Origin of the sequence: Pseudooceanicola onchidii (assembly GCF_004959925.1) — a bacterium.
Taxonomy (GTDB): Bacteria; Pseudomonadota; Alphaproteobacteria; order Rhodobacterales; family Rhodobacteraceae; genus Pseudooceanicola; species Pseudooceanicola onchidii.
Genome location: NZ_SPUW01000002.1, coordinates 1 through 20,901 on the forward strand (window position 1 = coordinate 1; position 20,901 = coordinate 20,901).

Annotated in this window: 19 protein-coding genes; 10 read left to right on the forward strand and 9 right to left on the reverse strand. The window is 63.9% G+C overall.

Annotated elements, in window-relative coordinates:
* On the forward strand, nucleotides 1-225 hold a 225-nt coding region (locus tag E4S58_RS17970; RefSeq protein ID WP_205965369.1), incomplete at its 5' end, for a hypothetical protein.
* A gap of 185 nt (nucleotides 226-410) precedes the next feature.
* On the opposite strand, the gene msrQ is transcribed toward E4S58_RS17970, so the two are convergent.
* From msrQ to E4S58_RS07915, 3 genes are all read right to left on the reverse strand, one after another.
* Nucleotides 411-1,040: a protein-methionine-sulfoxide reductase heme-binding subunit MsrQ gene (gene msrQ, locus E4S58_RS07905; protein ID WP_136635876.1), complete on the reverse strand. Its 630-nt coding sequence runs from the start codon at nucleotides 1,038-1,040 to the stop codon at nucleotides 411-413.
* Between the two features lie 3 nt (nucleotides 1,041-1,043).
* A complete protein-coding gene (gene msrP / locus E4S58_RS07910) occupies nucleotides 1,044-1,949 on the reverse strand; it encodes a protein-methionine-sulfoxide reductase catalytic subunit MsrP (protein ID WP_136635877.1) in 906 nt (301 codons plus the stop codon).
* A 116-nt stretch (nucleotides 1,950-2,065) separates the two neighbouring features.
* The gene (locus tag E4S58_RS07915; RefSeq protein ID WP_136635878.1) at nucleotides 2,066-3,571 is read right to left on the reverse strand and encodes an FMN-binding glutamate synthase family protein; all 1,506 of its coding nucleotides are present in this window, start codon (nucleotides 3,569-3,571) and stop codon (nucleotides 2,066-2,068) included.
* A gap of 106 nt (nucleotides 3,572-3,677) precedes the next feature.
* Between E4S58_RS07915 and E4S58_RS07920 the strand changes: the two genes are divergently transcribed.
* Complete coding sequence (locus E4S58_RS07920; RefSeq protein ID WP_240789506.1) at nucleotides 3,678-4,130, forward strand: DUF302 domain-containing protein; 453 nt, start codon at nucleotides 3,678-3,680, stop codon at nucleotides 4,128-4,130.
* 263 nt (nucleotides 4,131-4,393) lie between these two features.
* Nucleotides 4,394-8,920: a beta strand repeat-containing protein gene (locus tag E4S58_RS07925; protein WP_136635879.1), complete on the forward strand. Its 4,527-nt coding sequence runs from the start codon at nucleotides 4,394-4,396 to the stop codon at nucleotides 8,918-8,920.
* A gap of 64 nt (nucleotides 8,921-8,984) precedes the next feature.
* On the opposite strand, the gene kdsA is transcribed toward E4S58_RS07925, so the two are convergent.
* The 4 genes from kdsA to E4S58_RS07945 all read right to left on the reverse strand — a co-directional run bounded on the left by kdsA (nucleotide 8,985) and on the right by E4S58_RS07945 (nucleotide 12,019).
* Nucleotides 8,985-9,806, reverse strand: a complete 822-nt coding sequence (gene kdsA / locus E4S58_RS07930) for a 3-deoxy-8-phosphooctulonate synthase (RefSeq protein WP_136635880.1) — start codon at nucleotides 9,804-9,806, stop codon at nucleotides 8,985-8,987.
* Entirely contained in the window at nucleotides 9,803-10,594 is a 792-nt protein-coding gene (locus E4S58_RS07935) for a 3-deoxy-manno-octulosonate cytidylyltransferase (RefSeq protein ID WP_136636791.1), read from the reverse strand. Before E4S58_RS07935 ends, kdsA begins: the two co-directional genes overlap by 4 nt.
* Nucleotides 10,595-10,596: 2 nt before the next feature.
* Complete coding sequence (locus tag E4S58_RS07940; protein ID WP_136635881.1) at nucleotides 10,597-11,547, reverse strand: KpsF/GutQ family sugar-phosphate isomerase; 951 nt, start codon at nucleotides 11,545-11,547, stop codon at nucleotides 10,597-10,599.
* Nucleotides 11,548-11,617: 70 nt separating this feature from the next.
* Nucleotides 11,618-12,019, reverse strand: coding sequence for a hypothetical protein (locus tag E4S58_RS07945; RefSeq protein WP_136635882.1), 402 nt, complete (start codon nucleotides 12,017-12,019; stop codon nucleotides 11,618-11,620).
* 270 nt (nucleotides 12,020-12,289) lie between these two features.
* Between E4S58_RS07945 and E4S58_RS07950 the strand changes: the two genes are divergently transcribed.
* Nucleotides 12,290-12,778, forward strand: coding sequence for a fasciclin domain-containing protein (locus E4S58_RS07950; RefSeq protein ID WP_136635883.1), 489 nt, complete (start codon nucleotides 12,290-12,292; stop codon nucleotides 12,776-12,778).
* Between the two features lie 100 nt (nucleotides 12,779-12,878).
* Here the strand turns inward: E4S58_RS07950 and E4S58_RS07955 are convergent, their stop codons facing one another.
* The gene (locus E4S58_RS07955; protein ID WP_136635884.1) at nucleotides 12,879-13,298 is read right to left on the reverse strand and encodes a hypothetical protein; all 420 of its coding nucleotides are present in this window, start codon (nucleotides 13,296-13,298) and stop codon (nucleotides 12,879-12,881) included.
* 113 nt (nucleotides 13,299-13,411) lie between these two features.
* On the reverse strand, nucleotides 13,412-16,030 hold the full coding sequence (clpB, locus tag E4S58_RS07960; RefSeq protein ID WP_136635885.1) for an ATP-dependent chaperone ClpB: 2,619 nt from the start codon (nucleotides 16,028-16,030) through the stop codon (nucleotides 13,412-13,414).
* A gap of 211 nt (nucleotides 16,031-16,241) precedes the next feature.
* Here clpB and E4S58_RS07965 point away from each other — a divergent pair, with 211 nt between their 5' ends.
* The 6 genes from E4S58_RS07965 to E4S58_RS07990 all read left to right on the forward strand — a co-directional run bounded on the left by E4S58_RS07965 (nucleotide 16,242) and on the right by E4S58_RS07990 (nucleotide 20,898).
* On the forward strand, nucleotides 16,242-16,541 hold the full coding sequence (locus E4S58_RS07965; protein WP_136635886.1) for a hypothetical protein: 300 nt from the start codon (nucleotides 16,242-16,244) through the stop codon (nucleotides 16,539-16,541).
* 211 nt (nucleotides 16,542-16,752) lie between these two features.
* Nucleotides 16,753-17,454 carry an orotidine-5'-phosphate decarboxylase gene (gene pyrF / locus E4S58_RS07970; protein WP_136635887.1) on the forward strand — a complete coding sequence of 234 codons (702 nt, stop codon included), beginning with the start codon at nucleotides 16,753-16,755 and terminating at the stop codon, nucleotides 17,452-17,454.
* 288 nt (nucleotides 17,455-17,742) lie between these two features.
* Complete coding sequence (ffh, locus tag E4S58_RS07975) at nucleotides 17,743-19,260, forward strand: signal recognition particle protein (protein ID WP_136635888.1); 1,518 nt, start codon at nucleotides 17,743-17,745, stop codon at nucleotides 19,258-19,260.
* A complete protein-coding gene (locus E4S58_RS07980; protein ID WP_136635889.1) occupies nucleotides 19,257-19,811 on the forward strand; it encodes a GNAT family N-acetyltransferase in 555 nt (184 codons plus the stop codon). Before ffh ends, E4S58_RS07980 begins: the two co-directional genes overlap by 4 nt.
* Nucleotides 19,808-20,347, forward strand: coding sequence for a GNAT family N-acetyltransferase (locus E4S58_RS07985; protein ID WP_136635890.1), 540 nt, complete (start codon nucleotides 19,808-19,810; stop codon nucleotides 20,345-20,347). Before E4S58_RS07980 ends, E4S58_RS07985 begins: the two co-directional genes overlap by 4 nt.
* Nucleotides 20,344-20,898: a GNAT family N-acetyltransferase gene (locus tag E4S58_RS07990; RefSeq protein WP_136635891.1), complete on the forward strand. Its 555-nt coding sequence runs from the start codon at nucleotides 20,344-20,346 to the stop codon at nucleotides 20,896-20,898. The genes E4S58_RS07985 and E4S58_RS07990 overlap by 4 nt, the downstream gene beginning before the upstream one ends.
* Nucleotides 20,899-20,901 lie beyond the last annotated feature (3 nt).

Sequence of the window (20,901 nt, forward strand, 5' to 3'; positions counted from 1 at the left end):
TCAGAGCCTCGCTCCGTCGTTCCGTCTGGCGTCCCGTTGTGCGCCTCAGCGCCGCCGGTGAGGGGGTATTTACGGATGGGGGCCGGGGTCCGCAAGGGCTTTTCTGCGGGAACCGTCATCTTTTTTTCAAAAAAGTGGATAGCCGTTTATAAACAGACACTTAAGGCAGTATTTTTTCTTGATGTGAGCGTTAACCAAGGCTCACTTGGCCTCTCCTTTGCGTGAGCACCCCCCAGATTTTGGGTTACCCACAGGGTTACCCCCAAGAGGGGCCAGAATCCGGTCCGACTCTTCCCTTGGGGAACCCGATTCACGCGAGTCGGACGGGCCGATTCAGGCGAGTCACCCCGTGAGACACGAAAACGCCCGCGACAGGCGCGGGCGTTTCGATCGGGACCGGGCTTGGGGCCTTAGCGGCGCCGGAAGACCGGCAGACGCAGGGCAAGCAGCCCGAGGATCGCGGCCATGTAGATCAGCGGCTCGATCTGGAAGCCCTTCACCAGGAGGATGAAGTGCAGCGCCCCCAGCACCACGGAGACATAGACAAGCTTGTGCAGTTGCCGCCACCTGGGCCCGAGCTTGCGGATCGACCAGTTGTTCGAGGTCAGCGCCAGCGGGATCAGCAGAACGAAGGCCCCCATGCCGATGGTGATATAGGGACGCTTGAGGATGTCGGCCCAGATCTGCGACGGGATCTGCACGTCGAGAACCAGCCAGATCAGAAGGTGCCCCATTATATAGAAGAAGGCGAGCAGCCCGATGGCGCGCCGGAACTTGAGCAGGTTCACCCCGGCGAAGCGGCGCAGGGGCGTGATGCAGAGGCTGGCGATCAGCAGCCAGAGCGCCCATTCCCCCATCTGGTGTTCCATCGCCTTCACCGGGTCGACCCCCAGCCCGCCGGTGAGCCCGGCAATGAACAGCCAGACCGGCGGCACGGCCCCCAGTATATAGAGAGGCCAGGCCGGGATCTTTCGGGCGGTCTGGTTGACGGCCTGAATGGCACGGTCCCGCAGGCCGGGTGTCGCGGCTGTATCAGTCATGGCTTAGAAGTTCTTCTTGAGGTCCAGACCGTCGTAGAGGCTGGCGACCTCTTCGGCGTAGCCATTGAACATGTCGGTCTCGCGCCGCGACCCGAACAGACCCGACCCGATCACCCGTTCGGTGGCCTGCGACCAGCGCGGGTGGCTGACCTCGGGGTTCACGTTGGAATAGAACCCGTACTCCTGCACGTTGGCATCCTTCCACGATATGAAGGGTTCGTCGGTCTGCAGGGTGATGCGCACGATCGACTTGATGGACTTGAAGCCGTACTTCCACGGCACGACCAGCCGCAGCGGCGCGCCGTTCTGGCCCAGCAGGTCCTTGCCGTAGATGCCGGTCGCCATCAGGGTCAGCGGATGCATCGCCTCGTCCAGGCGCAGGCCTTCGCGGTAGGGCCAGTCGAGCACGGGGTAGCGCAGGCCCGGCATTTCCTCGGGGCGCATGACCGTTTCAAAGGCCACGTGTTTCGCGCCGGACTGCACGCCCGCACGCTCAAGCAGGCTGGCCAGGGTGAAACCGTTCCAGGGGATGACCATCGACCAGGCCTCGACGCAGCGGAAGCGGTAGATCCGTTCCTCGATCTGGGCGTTGGCGATGATGTCCTCAAGCTGGTAGTCGCCGGGGTTGTCGACCATGCCGTCGATCTTGACGGTCCAGGGTTCGGTGGTCAGCGCACCCGCGTACTTGGCGGGGTCGGTCTTGGACGTCCCGAACTCGTAGTAGTTGTTATAGTTGGTGATGTCCTCGTAGGGGTTCGGCTCGAGCCCCTCGGGCGCGGCCAGGGCGGGCCCGGCGATAGAGCCCAGGCCCAGACCGGCGGCCCCCGCGATCAGCTGACGTCGGTTGAGGTACATGTCCTCGGGCGTGACGTCGTTGTCCTTGAACCGGCTTTTCCAGATAGGTGCCATGGGGGCCTCCGCTGTGTGTCTTTGTTACAGGTACGCAGCAGACCGGCAAAAGGTTACATCACGATGCGCCAGATCACCGGATTGGCACCGCCTGTAACATTTCCGGGGCCGCGCCCCTAGATATGCGCCTTGTTCACGTCGCCCGCATCGGTCGGCGGACGCAGCTTCGACAGAAGGACGCTTTCACCATTGGCCTGCACCACCCGGACGTGATGGCGGCGCATCCGGCGAGGTTCGTTGACGCCGACCGAATGGGCGATCGTCTCGACCTCCTTGTTGATCTGCTTGGCGAAGTTGGCGACCTTCTTGTACTTCTGTTCCGCCACCAGCCCGCGCTGCAGGTGCTTCTGGTGCGTGGTGATGCCGGTCGGGCAGGTGTTCTTGTTGCACTTGAGCGCCTGGATACAGCCAAGCGAGAACATGAACCCCCGCGCCGAGGTGACGAAATCCGCGCCCGCGCAGATCGCCCAGGCCACGTCGGACGGGTTCACCAGCTTGCCGCTGGCGATGATCCGGATGCGGTCGTGCAGGCCGAACCGGTCGCGCAGGTCGGCAACGCGCAGCAGGGCCTCGCGCAGGGGCATGCCCACCAGGTCGATCAGCGGCATGGGCGCGGCGCCGGTGCCGCCTTCGCCGCCGTCGATGGTGATGAAGTCGGGGGCGTGGATCGCGCCGCGTTCAAGGATCTGCTGGAACAGCGCCTCGAAGGTGTCGGACGATCCGATGACGGTCTTGAAGCCCACGGGCTTGCCGGTGACACGGCGGATGTGGGCGATCTGGTCCAGCAGCTCGGCGAAATTGCGGATCTCGGGGTGCCGGTTCGGAGAGATGCTGTCCTGCCCCACGGCGATCCCCCGGATCGCGGCGATTTCGGCGTTCACCTTTTCACCGGGCAGGATACCCCCCTTGCCGGGTTTGGCCCCCTGCGCCATCTTCAGCTCGAACATCTTCACTTCCGGCTTTTCCGCCATCTCGCGCAGCTTGTCGTCGCTCAGGTTGCCGTGTTCGTCGCGCACGCCGTATTTCGCCGTGCCGATCTGGTAGACGATGTCGCAACCGCCGGTCAGGTGATAGGGCGACAGCCCCCCTTCCCCGGTGTTCAGCCAGATGTTGGCCAGCTTTGCGCCGCGGCTCAGCGCCTCGACCGCGGGGCGGGAAATCGCGCCATAGCTCATGCCCGAGATGTTGAAGATCGACGGCGCATCGTAGGGCTCCTTGCAATAGGGCCCGATGGTCAGCGGCCGGGTCATCGCCGCCTGGTCGTCCAGCGGCGGGAAGGATGCGTTGACGAAGATCGGCGTGCCCGGGATCGACAGGTTGCGCGTGGACCCGAAGGCCACGGTGTTTCCCTTGCCGTCCGCCGAATGGTAGATCCAGTCGCGCTGCGCCCGGTTGAACGGCATTTCCTCGCGGTCCATCGCGAAGAAGTACTGACGGAAGAATTCCCCCAGGGTCGAGAACAGGTACCGGAACCGCCCGATCACCGGGTAATTGCGCCGGATCGCGTCGTTGGTCTGTGTCCTGTCCAGGATGAACAGCACGATCGTCGTGGCCGCCACAAGGCCGATGACCAGCAAGAAAAGCAGCGCCAGGTATTCAAGCGCCGATCCGACGAACCCCATTTCATATTCCTTCGGTGCGATGTGTCACATGTCGTGTCCGCGCCAGATTGGAGGTATAGTGATCACGCGGCAAGACAAACCGCATCTGCCCCGAGGAGGTAACACCATGACGACACGCCGCCCGTTTGCCCTGGCCCTTTCCCTTTGCCTTGCGGCCACGCCCGGCCTGGCCCGGGACATGGTGACCTACACCACGGACCAAAGCTTTGATGACGTCACCTTCGGACTGGAAAACGCGATCCTCGACGAAGGCCTGGTGATCGATCATGTCAGCCACACCGGCGAGATGCTGGAACGGACCCGCGCCGATGTCGGGTCGGACGTGGTGATCTTCGACGAGGCCGACGTCTATTCCTTCTGTTCGGCCAAGCTGTCGCGCGAGGTGATGGAGGCCGACTGGCAGAACCTGATGTTCTGCCCCTACACGATTTTCGTCGCGGTCCGTCACGACACCCCGGACGAAACCATCATCGGCTTCCGCAGCTATCCCGAAGGCGAGATGCAGAAGATCGAGGCGCTGCTGGACGGTATCGTCAAAGCCGCCATCGGGGCCGAGTAGGGCGCGGCGGACGCGCCAACCTTCGTCCATCATTTACGTTGAATCTGCGGCTGCCACTGGCCGCATACACACAGCCCTTCGTCGCGATCCTGTCGACGACCGGCTGAGACCGGTTGAGACCGGTTGAGACCGGGACATTGCCCGGAGCAAATCCATTTCTGCAATTGGAATCTTGACGCAAAGACAACGCCTTTCGTAGAAAGGAGTTAATTTGGTTTATCACGCAAACATCTAATCGACATCTATTGGGGGAGATTTCGACAATGGCCGATTTCTATGGCGATAATCTTGGCAACAATATCACCGGAACCTCGGGCGACGACCGGATCTTCGGCGGCGCCGGGAATGACACCCTCAGCGGTGAGGGCGGGTCAGACCAGCTGTACGGCGGATCGGGCGATGACAGCATCAATCCCAGCGCTACGGACAACGCCGATTTCATCCAGGGCGGACTGGGCAACGACACGATCAACTTTGCCGGGGCGACGTCGGGATACTACGAAGCCTCCTACGACGATCTGAACGGCCCGATCAGCGTTACGCTTGATGGTGTGGCCGGGACCGGGACCGTGACGTCGGCGGGCGAAGGCACCGACACGCTCCTCAATGTCGACGTGCCGCTGGATTATGAAAACTTCGGTCTCTTCGGGACGGATGGCGACGACACCTTCAACCTGTCGATCGGCGGCAACCAGTGGATGCTGGTGGCAGGCGGGGCCGGCAACGACAGCTTCACCCTGTCGGGCTTCATCCGGCTGGCCTACAATTACAGCAGCGGCGCCGTCGTCGCGGACCTGAACGCGGGCACGATCACGCAGGATGGCTACACCGACACTGCGAGCGGCCGCGTCAACGAACTGCAGGCCGGGGACGGCAACGACTCCCTGCTGGGGTCGGCCGAGAACGACCGCTTCATCACGCAGGGCGGCAACGACACCGTGGACGGCGGCGCCGGGTTCGACAGGGTACGCTATGACCGCTGGCAGATGACAACCGGCATCACCGCCGACCTGAGCCAGACGACCAACACGGTCAGCTATGAATGGAACGGTGTCGCCTATTCCGACAACCTGACCAGCATCGAATACATCCGTGGCTCGAACCTGAACGACCAGGTCGACGGCAGTTCGGCCGATGAACGGCTGGAAGGGCGCGACGGCAACGACAGCCTGTTCGGCCATGGCGGCAACGACACGCTCTATGGCGGCGCCGGCACCGACTTCCTGTTCGGCGGGTCGGGCGACGACTACCTGAACCCCGACGACAACACCGACTACGATTACCTCGACGGCGGCACCGGCAACAACACCTTCGATCTCAGCAACGTCTCGACCGGATTTGTCGACATCGCGAACGGCGGTCGCACGGTCGCGGCCACCATCTCCATCGACGGCGTCGGCAACACCGGGTCGATCGCGGCGGGCGCCCAGGGCACCGACACGATCATCAACGTGACGAACGCGCTCTGGGCGGACGGCCTGTCGGTCGAGGGCACCGACCAGGACGATACCTTCAACATCAACCTCGCGGGCGGCCAGTGGATCCAGGTCTGGGGTGGCGGCGGAAGCGACAGCATCAACATCACCGGATCGGGATCGGTCCGACTGGGCTATGACGAAGGCGATGGCGCGATCATCGCGAACCTCGTCACCGGCCAGATCCAGCAGGGATCCGACACCGACACGGTCACCGGCACGGTCTGGGAAGTCCGGGGCACCAGCCTTGCCGACAGTTTCCTCGGCACGTCGGGCAATGAATCCTTCATCACCGAAGGCGGGGCCGACACCGTCGACGGCGGCGGCGGCTTTGACCGCGTGCGCTATGATCGCGGCGGGATGAGCGCGGGGATCACCGCGAACCTGAACCTTGCGACCGGAACGGTGACCGGCGAATGGCAGACGGTCGGGTTTTCCCAGAACCTGACGAATATCGAAGCCATCCGCGGCACCGATCTCAACGACACCCTGATCGGCAATGCCGACGCCAACCGGCTTGAGGGTGAAGACGGCAACGACACGATCACCGGCAACGCGGGCAACGACACGCTAAGCGGCGGCGACGGATCGGACGAGATCTTCGGCGGTTCGGGCGATGACTACATCAACCCGGGCGAAAACTCGAGCTACGACTATGTCGACGGCGGTCGCGGCAACGACACGATAGACCTGTCGAACATCGTGAACGGCTATGTCGACATCGGCAACGAATTCGTCAGCGGCCCCCTGACAGTATCGATCGACGGCGTTGCCAACACCGGATCGATCAATGCAGGCGCCGATGGCACCGACACGATTATCAACGTCAAGAACGCGCTGGATGCGGGGTGGTACAATGGCGGCTTGGGTGTCCGGGGCACCAGCCAGGGCGATACCTTCACCATCCACTTCGACAGCGAACAGTGGGCCGAGTTCGACCCCTATGGCGGTAACGACACGATCAACGTCACCGGCAATGGCGCCCTGAAGCTGAACTACGGGACCAGCGACAGCGCGGTCACGGCAAACTTGGCCACCGGGATCATCCAGCAGGACGGGTTCACCGACACCGTGAACGGCACGATCTGGGAAATCGCCGTCGGATCTGGGAACGACAGCCTGGCGGGCAGCGCGGCCGACGAAAGCTTCGTGACCCGGGGCGGCAACGATACTGTCGACGGCGGCGATGGCTTCGACCGCGTGAACTATCACACCGGCGGCATGACGGCGGGCGTGGTCGTCGATCTGACCCAAAGCGTCGGCACGGCCACCGGCGAATACAACGGCGTCGCCTTTTCCCAGAACCTGACGAACATCGAACGCGTCCGCGGCACCTGGATGGACGACAGCCTGACGGGCGATGCCGAGGCCAACCGCCTGGAAGGTCGCGACGGCAACGACACGCTGATCGGCGGCGCCGGCAACGACACGCTGGAAGGCGGCGACGGCAACGACCTGTTCATCTTCAGCGCCAACGACGGCGACGACATCATCCGGAACTTCAACTACGCGGAAGACGAGATCGACCTGGACGCCACCGGGCTGACGGATGTCGAGATCTACAACGCCCTCGCTGCCGCCGTGGACACCGCCGACGGCGTGAAGGTCGACTTTGGCGTAGGCCTGTCGATCACCTTGGCGGGCGTGACCACAGCGGATCTGGCGGCGATCAACTTTGATCCGATCGTGGCGATCCCAGATCAGACGATGAACGTCAGAGACTACCAGTGGCGGCAGCTCAGCACCGTCATGACAGTCTACGATGACGCCAACAGTTCGATCACCCAGTACGAGCTGCGTGACACCACGGGGGCGAGCAACTGGTACGCCGATGGAGCCACGCGGGACACCTCTGCGGGCTACGTGACCAGCAACCTTTCCGACATCTATTTCAAACGCGACGCCACGCCGTCGACGCAGGATCTGGAAGTTCGGGTCTTTGACGGGACGTATTGGAGCGAATGGACAAGCTTCACGCTCAATACGGTGCAGGACAACAGCAAGCCCGTGACCTCTGTCGCTGATCAGACGATGTCGACAGCGGCCTACCGCTGGACCCAGCTGAACACCGTACTGTCGATTACCGATGAGGACGGCGACAGCATGACGCGGTACGAAGTCCGCGACACGACTGGGGGCAATAACTGGTACGTCGATGGCGCCGTTCGCGACACGTCATCAGGCTATGAGACGGCGAACCTTGCGGGCATCTACTTCCAGCGTGACGACGCGCCATCGCAACAGACTTTGGAAGTTCGTGCGTTCGACGGCACAGAATGGGGCGAATGGGGGTCTTTCACACTCACGACATTCAAGCCGAATACTGCTCCAGTCATTACCGATATCGCCAATCAGACGATCCGGTTGGACCAGTACGCGTGGATCCAGCTCAATACACTTCTCGACGTGACGGACGACGAGAATGACGCGATCACCACCTATGAAGTCTACGACAGCGTCGGCGGCAACAACTGGTGGGTCGATGGCGCGCTGCGCGATGCGAGCGCAGGCTATCAGACTTCGAACCTTGATGGCATCTGGTTCACGCGCGATGCGGCTGAATCGACCCAAACGCTGTGGGTCCGCGTCAACGATGGCACTGATTGGAGCGCTTGGGAGAGTTTCTCTCTGACCACTGCGCCCGCACCTGTGGTGAACACAAAGCCAACTGTCACGATTGAAAACCAGACCGTCAGACTGGACCAATATCAGTGGGTTTCGCTTAGCTCGGTGATGACGGTGGAAGATCCAGACGAAGGCGATAGCATCACCACTTACGAAGTCTATGACAGCGTCGGTGGACACAACTGGTGGGCCGACGGCGCGTTGCGGGATGCCTCGACCGGGTACCAGACGTCCAACCTCAGTGACATCTACTTCAAACGCGATGCGGTCGAATCCACGCAGACACTTTGGGTCCGTGCCAATGACGGCGATGATTGGAGCGCCTGGGAAAGCTTCACGCTTACCACGGCTGCGGCGCCTGCTACCAACGTCAAGCCTGTGGTCGCCGTCGATGATCAGTCGATCTCGCTAAGCGAATACCAATGGAAGAAACTGAGCACTGTCATCAGTGTCTCGGATGCGGATGGTGATGCCATCACGTCGTACGAGATCTATGACAGCGCCGGGAACAACAATTGGTATGCGGACGGTGCCGTAGTCAATGCCAAGTCAGGCTACGTGACCAGCGATCTCGACGGCATCTGGTTCACTCGTGATCAAGTCGAAAGTTCGCAGACCATGTGGCTGCGTGTGAACGACGGATCGGACTGGAGCGCCTGGGACAGCTTCACGCTGGATACCGTCGCCTGATCCGGACAGACGACGCGAAAAAGGGGCCCCCGCGGGCCCCTTTTTTAATGGACGGTCAAGGCGATCAAAGACCCTTGGTCAGATCGTCGATCGCCGCAAGCCCCTTCAGCAGGCGCGCCAGATCTTCGATCGGGACCATGTTGGGCCCGTCGGAGGGGGCGTTGTCGGGGTCTTCGTGGGTTTCGATGAACAGCGCGGCGGTGCCGACGGCGACGGCGGCGCGGGACAGGGGTTCGACGAATTCACGCTGCCCGCCGGTCGAGGTGCCCTTGCCGCCCGGCTGCTGCACCGAATGGGTGGCGTCGAAGACAACCGGATAGCCCGTTGCGGCCATGGTCGGCAGCGCGCGGAAATCCGACACCAGCGTGTTGTAGCCAAAGGACGTGCCGCGTTCGCACAGCAGGATGTTGTCGTTTCCGGTCGAGGCGACCTTGGCCGCGACATTCTCCATGTCCCAGGGCGCAAGGAACTGGCCCTTCTTGATGTTGATCACCTTGCCGGTTTCCCCGGCGGCCAGAAGCAGATCGGTCTGGCGTGACAGGAAGGCGGGGATCTGAAGGATATCCACGACCTCGGCCGCAGGGGCGCAATGGCCGGGTTCGTGCACGTCGGTCAGCACCGGGCAGCCGAATTCTGCCCGGATATCGCCAAGGATCTGCAGACCCTTCTCCATCCCCAGCCCGCGCTTGCCCGACAGGGACGACCGGTTCGCCTTGTCGTAGCTGGCCTTGAACACCCAGGGGCGCTTCGCGGCATCAGCGGCGGCGGCGATCTTTTCGGCCAACATGCGGGCGTGGTCCAGGCTCTCCATCTGGCAGGGGCCCGCGATCAGCATGTAGGGGAGCGCGTTCGAAACCTCGAAATCTCCGATCTTCACGGTCTTCATGCGATACCTTCCTTCTTCAGGACGCCCTCGATGCGGTCGACATCGACGGGGTTGTTAAGCTCCCAGAACACGCGGCCCTTGCCCTCGACCGCCACGCAGGCGACCGGCCAGCCGTTTTCCAGGAACCGCAGCTGTTCCAACCCTTCGGCCTTTTCCAGCGGGCCCTCGGGCCAGGCGGCATAGGCGGTCAGCGCGTCGGGCCGATAGGCATAGCAACCAACGTGGTGCCAGACCTGCGGAGGGGTTTCGAGCGATCCGACATACGGCAGCACTTCTTTCGAGAAATAGATCGCCGTACCGTCCGCGCGCATCACCGCCGTGGTGCCGCCGACGCGGCCCACTTTCCGGTCGGTGACGAAATTGGCCAGCGTTTCCGCGTCGGTCAGCAGCACCGGGGTCGCCATCTGTGCCTGCGGATGCGCCTTCATATGCGCGACGAGGTCCGAGACGAACCACGCGGGCGTCAGCGGCGCGTCGCCCTGCAGGTTCACCACGATCTCGGGCATCTGGGCCAGTTTCGCGACGCCTTCGGCACAGCGTTCCGTGCCGTTGCGTGCGTCAGACGAAGTCATGATGACCTCGGCCCCAAAGGCCTCTGCTGCCGCGCGGATGCGGTCATCGTCGGTCAGGACATAGACGGCGTCGATGCCATCCACGGCCTTCGCCGCCTCCCATGACCTCTGGATCAGGCTTTTTTTCTCACCCGTAGCGCCGGTCAGTTCGACCAGCGGCTTGCCCGGATAGCGGGTCGAGGCATAGCGGGCGGGGATGAAGACGACGGTGCTCATGGTCATTTCACCCCCAGGCGCAAGGCATCGTGGATATGGATCAGCCCTTCCAGCCGCCCCTCGGCATCCACGGCAAAGAGCGCCGAGATCCGGTTGTCGTTCATGATGCCAAGCGCGTCGACCAGAAGGATATCGGCGGGGATCGTGCGCGGGTTGGCGGTGGCGACCTCTCCGGCGGTGTGATCCAGCAGGCCCTTGAGGTTCCGCCGCAAGTCGCCGTCGGTGATGATGCCACGCAGCACCCCGTCCTCGGCCACGGCCACGACGCCAAAGCCCTTGGCCGACATCTCAAGCAGGGTGTCGCCCATGGGGGTTGCGGGGGTGACGACCGGCAGGGCGTCGGCCTTGTGCATCACCGCAGCCACGGTCAGAAGTTGCGCGCCAAGCGTGCCGCCGGGATGGAAGGTCTGGTAATCCGCACGTTCGAACCCGCGCGCCTTCATCAGCGCCACGGCCAGCGCATCGCCAAGCGCCATTGTCAGCGTGGTCGAGGTCGTGGGCGCCATGCCGATGGCGCAGGCTTCGGGCGCGTCGGACAGTTGCAGCAGGTGGTCGGATTGCTTGGACAGCGTGCTGTCGGCACGTTTGGTCACGCCGATCAGGGGAATGTCGAAGCGGCGGGTATGGGCGATGATATCGGCCAGTTCCTTCGACTCGCCCGAGTTCGAGATCAGGATCACCGCGTCCGAGCGGGTGATCATGCCCAGGTCCCCGTGGCTGGCTTCGCCCGGGTGGACGAACTGCGCCGGCGTCCCGGTCGAGGCCAGCGTCGCCGCGATCTTGGCCGCCACATGGCCCGACTTACCCATGCCCGACACGATCACGCGGCCCGGCACCTTCAGCAGCGTGTCGACGACATCGGCAAAATCCTCGGTCAGTTCCGAGGCCAGCTGGGCCAGCGCCGCGCTTTCCGTGGTCAGAACGGCGCGGGCGGTATCAAGCGCGGATGTCATGGGCAGGCCTTCCGGAAGTCGTGTTGATCCGGGTGATAGCGCCGATGCACGGCACTGTCCAACGCCGTGCTCAGACCGCCTCGCAGTCGAGATAGCGATAGGTGTCCCCCGTGGCGCCGTCACCCTGATCGGTGCGCAGCAGGATCATGCCGCCATCCTGGGATTCAAAGGTGATCTGCCGCGTCCAGCTTTGGCCTTCACCGGTAAAGGCATAGTCGGCCTGAAGGCGCGTACTGTCGCCGCCGGTGATCTGCGTCAGGGTCGCGCGGGCTTCGTAGAAGCGAAGGGTATCCGGACCCACGACCATCAGCCCCTTGTTGTCGTCGCGCGTCGGGTCACAGTCGTTTTCGGTCAGACCCCACCTGCCCTGCATCACCTGCGGGATCTGGTCGGGTGTGTCGGGCGCCAGAAGCGGCTGGCAGGCCGCCACGGCAAAGGCGGTCAGCATGATCGGGATCGTCAGGGTCTTCATGGGGTTTCCTTCGGTCTTCGATGATCAACACGCGACGTGGCGATCACGTTCCAGCGCCTGACACGGCCGTGACATCGCGGCCCGGATCACCAGCGTATCACCATCCGCCGATCACGTCCCCGTTACGTCGCAGGCCTGTTCGGCCCGGCTAATTCGGCCTCGCGAAAATCAAGCTGACCCTACGGAAATTTGAACGTGATCCACCGCCAAGGGGGCGGCGTAGCCCTTGCGATGCCACTGACGGCATTCTTCAAAAACCTGGAGAGACCAATGCTTCGCAGAACCCTTCTTTCGCTCACCGCCGCCACCCTGATCGCCGGGCCTGCCCTCGCCGAATCCCACGGCATGAAGAAAGACATCGTCGACACGGCAGCCGAGGCCGGATCGTTCTCGACCCTGCTGGCCGCCGCCGAAGCCGCGGGCCTTGTCGAGACGCTGAAGGGCGAAGGCCCGCTGACCGTCTTCGCCCCGACCGACGACGCCTTTGCAGCCCTGCCCGAAGGCACCGTCGACACGCTGCTGCTGCCGGAAAACAAGGACCAGCTGACCGCGATCCTGACCTATCACGTGGTCCCGGGCGCAGTGAAATCCACCGACCTGAGCGACGACATGACCGCCGCCACCGTTCAGGGCGGCGAGATCACCGTCGATCTGGGTGACAAGGTGATGATCAACGATGCCACCGTCGTGACGCCGGACATCGAAGCCTCGAACGGGGTGATCCACGTCATCGACAAGGTGCTGATGCCCGCGATGTAAGACGGATTTCAGATCCGGTCTCGTCCAACTCACTCACGGATCTGAACAGGCCCGTCGGAGACATCCGGCGGGCCGTTTTCTTGCCAACTGCCTTGGATCTTCACTTGCGTGAGATCGTCAGCGGCACCTCGAAGGACAGGTCGAAATCTTCGAAGTCGGACTGCTCAAAGCTCATCACCCAGGTGCTGTCGACCGCCAGCCGCAGCGACCCGCCCGCGTCCTGCGCAAAGGTCAGCCGGGTGATGTCGACCGGGTTGTGCGCGTGGTGGAAATAGACCGATCCGTCGATATAGCCGTCCTCGGGATTGCGCGGGAAATCCAGCGTCTGACCGACGAAGACCATCGGGTCGTCGGTCTTCAGCTCGACCGCTTCACCGCGAAACGGATATTCGAACCGCTCGAACTTGCCGTCGACCTCAACGTCAAAAGGGGCAAAGTCGATATCCAGCGACCAGTCGCCATGTGCCGGGTACAACCGGGCCGCGACAGGTTTGATCTTGTCTTTGAGAATAATGGGCATGTGTCACCATGAAACCGCGCGACAGGCGCGTGCCCCATCTGAATGCCTTATCCGCGCAATAGAAAAGGGGCGATCTGCATCGCCCCTTCCGATTTTCCCGTGACCGTGTCGGGTCAGTGCACGACCGCATCATCCGGCTTGCCCCGGTCGGTGGTCCCGACCCGGTCGCCGATGATCAGGCCTTCGGATCCGGCAGAGACCGGCACGGTGTCGCCATCCTTGATCTCACCGCCCAAAAGCGCCTCGGCCAGCGGATCCTGGATCGCCTTCTGGATCACCCGCTTGAGCGGACGTGCGCCAAAGACCGGATCATAGCCTTCGTCAGCCAGCCATTTCTTGGCCGCGTCATCCAGTTCGATCCGGATGTTGCGCCCCGCCAGCCGCTTCAGCAGCCGCGACAGCTGGATCTCGACGATGCCGCCCATGTCCGCCCGTCCCAGCCGGTCGAAGACGATGATCTCGTCCAGACGGTTGAGGAATTCGGGACGGAAATGCGCCTTCACCGCATCCATCACGTCGCGCTTGGCCGCGCCGGCATCGGCGCCGTCGGGCAGTTGGCTCAGCGCCTGCGCGCCAAGGTTCGACGTCAGGATGATCAGCGTCTGCTTGAAGTCCACGGTGCGACCCTGACCGTCGGTCAGCACGCCGTCGTCCAGGACCTGCAGCAGCACGTTGAAGACATCCGGATGCGCCTTCTCGACCTCGTCGAACAGCACGACCTGATAGGGCCGGCGCCGCACGGCTTCGGTCAGCACACCGCCTTCGTCATAGCCGACGTATCCCGGAGGGGCGCCAATCAGACGCGCGACCGAATGCTTCTCCATGAACTCGGACATATCAATCCGCACCATCGCAGAGTCGTCGTCGAACAGGAACTCCGCCACGGCCTTGGTCAGCTCGGTCTTGCCCACGCCGGTCGGCCCGAGGAAGAGGAACGAGCCAAGCGGCCGGTTCTCGTCGTTCAAACCGGCCCGCGCACGGCGGACGGCGTTGGCGACCGCGCGGACGGCGGCGTTCTGGCCGATGACCCGCTTGTGCAACCCGTCTTCCATGCGCAGCAGCTTCTCGCGCTCGCCCTCCAGCATCTTGGTCGTCGGGATACCCGTCCAGCGTTCGACCACCTGGGCGATCTGCTCCGGACGGACGGCCTCTTCGACCATGACGCCATCGGCTTCCTGCTGTTCGGCCTCGCCCAGCTGTTTTTCCAGCTGCGGGATGATGCCGTAGGACAGCTCACCCGCCTTGGCGAGATCACCGTGACGCTTCGCGATTTCCAGATCCGCGCGGGCGCGGTCCAGCTGTTCCTTGATGTCGCGTGCCTCGCCCAGCTTGTCGCGCTCGGCCTGCCACTTGGCGGTCATCTCGGCCGACTTTTCCTGCAGGTCGGCCAGGGCCAGTTCCTGCTTTTCCAGCCGATCCTTGGATGCCGCGTCGTCCTCAAGCTTCAGCGCCTCGACCTCGATCTGCATCTGCAGGATCTGCCGGTCAAGCTGGTCCAGCTCCTCGGGCTTGCTGTCCACTTCCATCCGCAGACGGCTCGCGGCCTCGTCGACAAGGTCGATCGCCTTGTCGGGCAGGAAGCGGTCGGTGATGTAGCGGTTCGACAGGGTCGCCGCAGCCACGAGGGCCGAGTCCGAGATCCGCACGCCGTGGTGCAGTTCGTACTTCTCCTTGATGCCGCGCAGGATGGAAATCGTGTCCTCCACCGTCGGCTCTTCAACCATGACAGGCTGGAACCGGCGGGCCAGGGCCGCGTCCTTTTCGACGTATTTGCGGTATTCATCCAGCGTGGTCGCGCCGATGCAGTGCAGCTCCCCCCGGGCCAGCGCAGGCTTGATCAGGTTGGCCGCATCCATTGCGCCGTCGGTCTTCCCGGCCCCTACGAGCGTGTGCATCTCGTCGATGAACAGGATGATCTCCCCGGCGGCGGACTCGATCTCCTTCAGGATGGCCTTCAGGCGTTCCTCGAACTCACCCCGATATTTCGCACCGGCGATCAGGGCGCCCATGTCCAGCGCCAGAAGCTTCTTGTTCTTCAGGCTTTCGGGCACATCGCCGTTGATGATGCGCAGGGCCATGCCCTCGGCAATCGCGGTCTTACCGACGCCGGGTTCACCAATCAGCACGGGGTTGTTCTTGGTCCGACGCGACAGAACCTGCATCGAGCGACGGATTTCGTCGTCGCGCCCGATGATCGGGTCGATCTTGCCTTCCTCGGCGGCCTTGGTCAGGTCGCGGGCGTATTTCTCCAACGCCTCGAATGTCTCCTCGGCATTGGCGCTATCCGCAGTCCGTCCCTTGCGCACGTCGTTGATCGCCTCGTTCAGCTTCTGGGCCGACACACCGCCGGTCTCCAGCGCGTCCTTGGCGGCGGATTTGACCAGCGCAAGCGCGGTCAGCAGCCGTTCGACCGGCACAAAGCTGTCCTTGGCCTTGGCGGCGACCTTCTCGGCCTCGGCGACGACCCGCACGGTGGCGTTGTCCATGTAGACCTGATCGCTGCCGCCGGTGACGACGGGGATCTTGGCCAGCGCCGCATCTACGGCCTGTTTCACGGCCTTCGCATTCCCGCCCGCCTTGGCGATCAGGTTGCTGGCCAGTCCTTCGGGGTCATCCAGCAGGGCCTTCAGGATGTGCTCGGGCACAAGGCGCTGGTGGTTTTCGCGAATCGCGATGGTCTGTGCGGCCTGGATGAAACCGCGCGACCGTTCCGTGAACTTGCTCAAGTCCATGGCTCTCTCCTTCTGACAAGCGTTCCCTATGGACACACCCTATATAGGCATGCGGCCCGGAACCTTGATCTGGATGTGGGGTCGGCAATCGGCGGGTTCAAGCCGATCGCGACGGATTTGAGCGGGATTCTACGGAACTCTTTGCACCGTGATTGGGTTTTTACTGCAAGGCACCCCAGATTGGGGACATCGTAGCAGTCAGGAGGGTCCCATGACGACCACCCAGATCAACCACGTCACCTACAACCCCGCGAGCCGGGCATTCGAGGCCCGCGTCACCCTGCGCGAGAACGGGACGGAATACACCTATCCCTGCGCCCTGCGCGGACCTCTCGACATGGACAGCGGCGTCGTGACCCGCAAACTGGCCGAAATGGCCCTGCGTCGGCACAGCCGCGACTATCGCCCGATGCATTCGCAGCGGCCCGACAACATCCTTGCCCATGTGCCCGCCGAGATCACCTCGGCCACGGACGCGCTGTGGCAACGGATGCTCGGCCACGCGGCCTGAGACACCCCTTCCGGTCCGCCACCCTGTCCCTTAGGGCGGATCGGCCCCGCGCCCGCCTGTCGGGTTAGCGGAAGAGGTCGGGAGGGATCGCGGCGCGCTGCCCGATCCGCGATCCTTCCCGGCCTTTCCTTTGGCCCGGCCTTCCCTTTCGCCGCTTTCCTTATGTGCCGACCCGGCCTATGTCGGGGTGCACCACAGCGGGAGAGACGCCATGACCACCCCCTCGGACAAGCTTATCGTCGCGCTCGACGTCCCGAATGCTCTGGACGGGCTGGCGCTGGCCGAGCGCCTGGGTGACGCGGTCAGCTTCTACAAGATCGGTTTGGGGATGCTGACCGGCGGCGGACTGGCGCTGGCCAATGAGCTCAAGCAGGATCACGGCAAGCGTATCTTCCTCGACATGAAGCTGTTCGACATCGGCGCCACGGTCGAAGCGGCCGTGCGCGGGCTGGTGCAGTTCGACATCGACTTCCTGACGGTGCACGGCGATCCGCACGTGGTGCGTGCGGCCAAGGAGGGTGCGGCGGGATCGAACACCAAAATCCTTGGCGTGACGATCCTGACCTCGCTGGATCGGGCAGATCTGGATGACGGCCTGATGATCCCCGGCACGCCGCGCGACCTGGTGATCGAACGCGCATCACGCGCATTCGAGGCCGGGGCCGACGGCATCATCTGTTCCCCGCAGGAGGCCGCTGCAGTGCGCGCGCTTGGCAATTCCGACGGTCGGCTGATCGTGACCCCGGGCGTGCGGCCCGCCGGAGCGGCGCTTGGCGATCAGAAACGCGTGGCAACGCCCGCCTCGGCGATCGGCGACGGCGCGGATCACATCGTCGTCGGGCGGCCTGTCTGGACGGCGGACGACCCGCGTGCTGCGGCAGCGGCGATCCAGGCCGAGATCCGCGATCTTTGAGCGGCGTCGAGGGGGCTCTGCCCCCCGGCCTGCGGCCTCCCCCCGAGGTATTTGGGACCAGAAGAAGACAGTCTTGAGGGTCCGACGGCCCCCGCTTTCCTTGACAGCAAGGTGTCTGGCGCCTAAACGCCCCCTCAATACCCGGAGTCTATGTTGATTCCGGTCCCTTGCCGTATTGCGGGGATCGCCACCAGTCAGCGCGTCGCGCCCACTGGTGCGCTTGTGCTTTGAACCGTTCCTGACCACATCAGGGGCATTGTCTGGAAAAGGTCGCAGGAGGGCCGAGGCATGTTTGAAAATCTATCCGAACGCCTCTCTGGTGTCTTCGACCGGCTGACCAAGCAGGGCGCGCTGAGCGACGAGGACGTCAAGACCGCGCTGCGCGAAGTGCGTGTTGCCCTGCTTGAGGCCGACGTGTCGCTGCCGGTGGCCCGCGATTTCGTCAAGGCGGTGCAGGACAAGGCCACGGGCCAGGCGGTGACCAAGTCGATCACGCCCGGCCAGCAGGTCGTGAAGATCGTGCATGACGAATTGGTCGGCGTGCTGGCGGGTGATCCGGACGCGGATCCCGGCAAACTGAAGATCGACAACCCGCCCGCACCGATCCTGATGGTCGGTCTGCAGGGCTCGGGCAAGACGACGACCACCGCCAAGCTGGCGAAGCGGCTGAAGGAAAAAGAGGGCAAGCGCGTCCTCATGGCGTCCTTGGACGTGAACCGCCCGGCCGCGATGGAACAGCTGGAAATCCTCGGCCGCCAGATCGGCGTGGACACCCTGCCGATCGTCAAGGGCGAGGATCCCGTGGCGATTGCCAAGCGGGCCAAGACGCAGGCGGCGCTTGGTGGGTATGACGTCTACATGCTCGACACCGCGGGTCGTCTGCACATCGATCAGGAGCTGATCGCCCAGGCCGCCGCCGTGCGCGACGTGGCCAACCCGCGCGAGACGCTTCTGGTGGTCGACGGCCTGACCGGCCAGGACGCGGTGAACGTCGCGACCGAGTTCGACGACAAGATCGGCGTGACCGGCGTGGTCCTCACCCGGATGGACGGTGACGGGCGTGGCGGTGCCGCGCTGTCGATGCGTGCCGTGACCGGTAAGCCCATCAAGTTCGTCGGCCTTGGCGAAAAGATGGACGCCATCGAGACGTTCGAGCCGGACCGGATCGCGGGCCGCATCCTTGGCATGGGCGACATCGTGGCCCTGGTCGAGAAGGCGCAGGCCACGATCGAGGCCGAACAGGCCGAGAAGATGATGAAGCGGTTCCAGAAGGGTCGCTTCAACATGAACGACCTGCGGATGCAGCTGGAACAGATGCAGAAGATGGGCGGCATGGAAGGCATCATGGGCATGATGCCGGGCATGGGCAAACTGGCCGGTCAGGCCAAGGAAGCCGGGTTCGACGACAAGGTGATCACGCGGCAGATCGCGCTGATCCAGTCGATGACCAAGATGGAACGCGCCAATCCCCAACTGCTGCAGGCCTCGCGCAAGAAACGGATCGCCGCCGGGTCGGGGATGGAGGTCGCCGACCTCAACAAGCTGCTCAAGATGCACCGGCAGATGTCGGACATGATGAAGAAGATGGGCAAGGGCGGCATGCTGAAACAGGCCATGAAGGGCATGTTCGGCAAGGGCGGCGATGTGCCCGAAGGCTTTGATCCGTCCAAGATGGACAGCCGTGCCATCGAACAGGCGGCCAAGCAGATGCAGAAATCCGGTGCCATGGGCAAGATGCCCGGCCTTCCCGGTCTGGGCGGTGGCGCCCTGCCCCCGGGTCTGAGCGGGTTCGGCAAGAAGAAATGATCGTCGCGACGCCCCCTTCCCCGGTGATCGAGACCGAGCGGCTGCGTCTGGTGTCCCCCGCCAGCCCGGAGTTCAACGCACAGGAAATGTTCCTCGTGCCGGGTGCTCCGCAGTTTCTCGATCATCATCCGGACGAGGAGGCGACCTGGTGGTCCGTCGCGACCATCATCGGGCACTGGCACCTGCGCGGCTATGGCCTGTTTGCGGTGATGGACCGTGAAACCGGCGAAGCCTATGGCCTTGTCGGCCCCTGGTTTCCGCGCGGCTGGCCCGAACGGGAACTGTCGTGGAACCTGATCGAAGGGGCCGAAGGGCGCGGCATCGCCGAAGAGGCCGCGCGCGGCGTGCTGGACTGGCTCTTCACCGATCAGAAATGGCCCTCGATCATCTCGCTCGTCGATCCGGGCAACGAGGCCTCGGTGCGTCTGGTCCAGAAGCTGGGCGCGCGGGCCGAAGGCACCTTTGCGCACGAGATGGCCGGCGAATTCCGCATCTGGCGGCATGTGCCCCGGACGCTCGCGGGCAAGAAGCTGCTTGAGGGGCTGTCATGACGATCCCGGTTCTCACCACCGAACGGCTGACCCTGCGCGCGCCCGAGCAGCGGGATTTCGACGTGTTCGCGGCCTTCTACGCCTCGGACCGCGCCCGTTTCATCGGCGGCCCGCTGGACCGTGAACGCGCGTGGCGGCAGCTGGCGACCGAGGCCGGGCATTGGCAGCTGCTGGGCTATGGCCGCTGGATCGTCGCGGATCGCGCGACGGACGACGCGCTTGGCATGGTCGGCATCTGGAACCCCGAAGGCTGGCCCGAGCCGGAGATCGGCTGGGACCTGTTCGACGGTGCCGAGGGCAAGGGCTATGCGACCGAAGCCGCCGAAGCCGCCCGCGCCTATGCCTATGACATTCTGGGCTGGGACACCGTGATTTCGCTGGTGGCCCCCGCCAACACGGGATCCGCCGCCGTCGCCACGCGTCTTGGCGCCGTGAAGGACGCCGAGTTTGACCATCCGCGTCTTGGGCACCTGCATGTCTACCGCCACCCCGGCCCGCAGGATCTGGTGAATGGCGGGGCGGAGGCCTACGCATGACCCAGCCCCTGACCATGCCCGTCCACGACATCCCCGTCCCCCGGCTTGAGACCGAGCGGCTGGTGCTGCGCGGCCCCGAGGCGCGGGATTTCCCGATCGTCGCCGAATTTCACAAGGATGCCGAACGGACGAAATACATCGGCGGCCCGGTGACGCGCGATTTCGACGTCTGGGGCGCCTTCTGCCGGGCGATCGGGCACTGGATGTGGCACGGCTATGGCTTCTGGACGCTTGAGGAGAAAGCGACCGGGCAGGCCGTGGGGCGTGTCGGGCTGCTCAACCACGTCAGCTGGCCGGAACCCGAAATCGGCTGGCATGCCTTTGCCGCCGGTGAAGGGCGCGGACTGGTGGCCGAAGCGGCGGTGGCGATCCGGGCCCATGCGGCACACGACCTTGGGCTGGACCGGCTGATCAGCCAGATCCACCCCGACAACCTGCGCTCTCGGGCGCTGGCAGACCGACTCGGCGCGGTGGTCGAACAGGAAACAGAGCTATTGGGAGAGCCCTGCCTGATCTATCGCCACCCGTCAATTGCGGAGGGCGCGGCATGACCG

Excerpts from the sequence above, each read along its gene's own strand:
- msrQ (WP_136635876.1), bottom strand. The coding sequence starts at position 1,040 with ATGACTGATACAGCCGCGACACCCGGCCTGCGGGACCGTGCCATTCAG.
- msrP (WP_136635877.1), bottom strand. The coding sequence starts at position 1,949 with ATGGCACCTATCTGGAAAAGCCGGTTCAAGGACAACGACGTCACGCCC.
- E4S58_RS07915 (WP_136635878.1), bottom strand. The coding sequence starts at position 3,571 with ATGGGGTTCGTCGGATCGGCGCTTGAATACCTGGCGCTGCTTTTCTTG.
- E4S58_RS07920 (WP_240789506.1), top strand. The coding sequence starts at position 3,678 with ATGACGACACGCCGCCCGTTTGCCCTGGCCCTTTCCCTTTGCCTTGCG.
- E4S58_RS07925 (WP_136635879.1), top strand. The coding sequence starts at position 4,394 with ATGGCCGATTTCTATGGCGATAATCTTGGCAACAATATCACCGGAACC.
- kdsA (WP_136635880.1), bottom strand. The coding sequence starts at position 9,806 with ATGAAGACCGTGAAGATCGGAGATTTCGAGGTTTCGAACGCGCTCCCC.
- E4S58_RS07935 (WP_136636791.1), bottom strand. The coding sequence starts at position 10,594 with ATGAGCACCGTCGTCTTCATCCCCGCCCGCTATGCCTCGACCCGCTAT.
- E4S58_RS07940 (WP_136635881.1), bottom strand. The coding sequence starts at position 11,547 with ATGACATCCGCGCTTGATACCGCCCGCGCCGTTCTGACCACGGAAAGC.
- E4S58_RS07945 (WP_136635882.1), bottom strand. The coding sequence starts at position 12,019 with ATGAAGACCCTGACGATCCCGATCATGCTGACCGCCTTTGCCGTGGCG.
- E4S58_RS07950 (WP_136635883.1), top strand. The coding sequence starts at position 12,290 with ATGCTTCGCAGAACCCTTCTTTCGCTCACCGCCGCCACCCTGATCGCC.
- E4S58_RS07955 (WP_136635884.1), bottom strand. The coding sequence starts at position 13,298 with ATGCCCATTATTCTCAAAGACAAGATCAAACCTGTCGCGGCCCGGTTG.
- clpB (WP_136635885.1), bottom strand. The coding sequence starts at position 16,030 with ATGGACTTGAGCAAGTTCACGGAACGGTCGCGCGGTTTCATCCAGGCC.
- E4S58_RS07965 (WP_136635886.1), top strand. The coding sequence starts at position 16,242 with ATGACGACCACCCAGATCAACCACGTCACCTACAACCCCGCGAGCCGG.
- pyrF (WP_136635887.1), top strand. The coding sequence starts at position 16,753 with ATGACCACCCCCTCGGACAAGCTTATCGTCGCGCTCGACGTCCCGAAT.
- ffh (WP_136635888.1), top strand. The coding sequence starts at position 17,743 with ATGTTTGAAAATCTATCCGAACGCCTCTCTGGTGTCTTCGACCGGCTG.
- E4S58_RS07980 (WP_136635889.1), top strand. The coding sequence starts at position 19,257 with ATGATCGTCGCGACGCCCCCTTCCCCGGTGATCGAGACCGAGCGGCTG.
- E4S58_RS07985 (WP_136635890.1), top strand. The coding sequence starts at position 19,808 with ATGACGATCCCGGTTCTCACCACCGAACGGCTGACCCTGCGCGCGCCC.
- E4S58_RS07990 (WP_136635891.1), top strand. The coding sequence starts at position 20,344 with ATGACCCAGCCCCTGACCATGCCCGTCCACGACATCCCCGTCCCCCGG.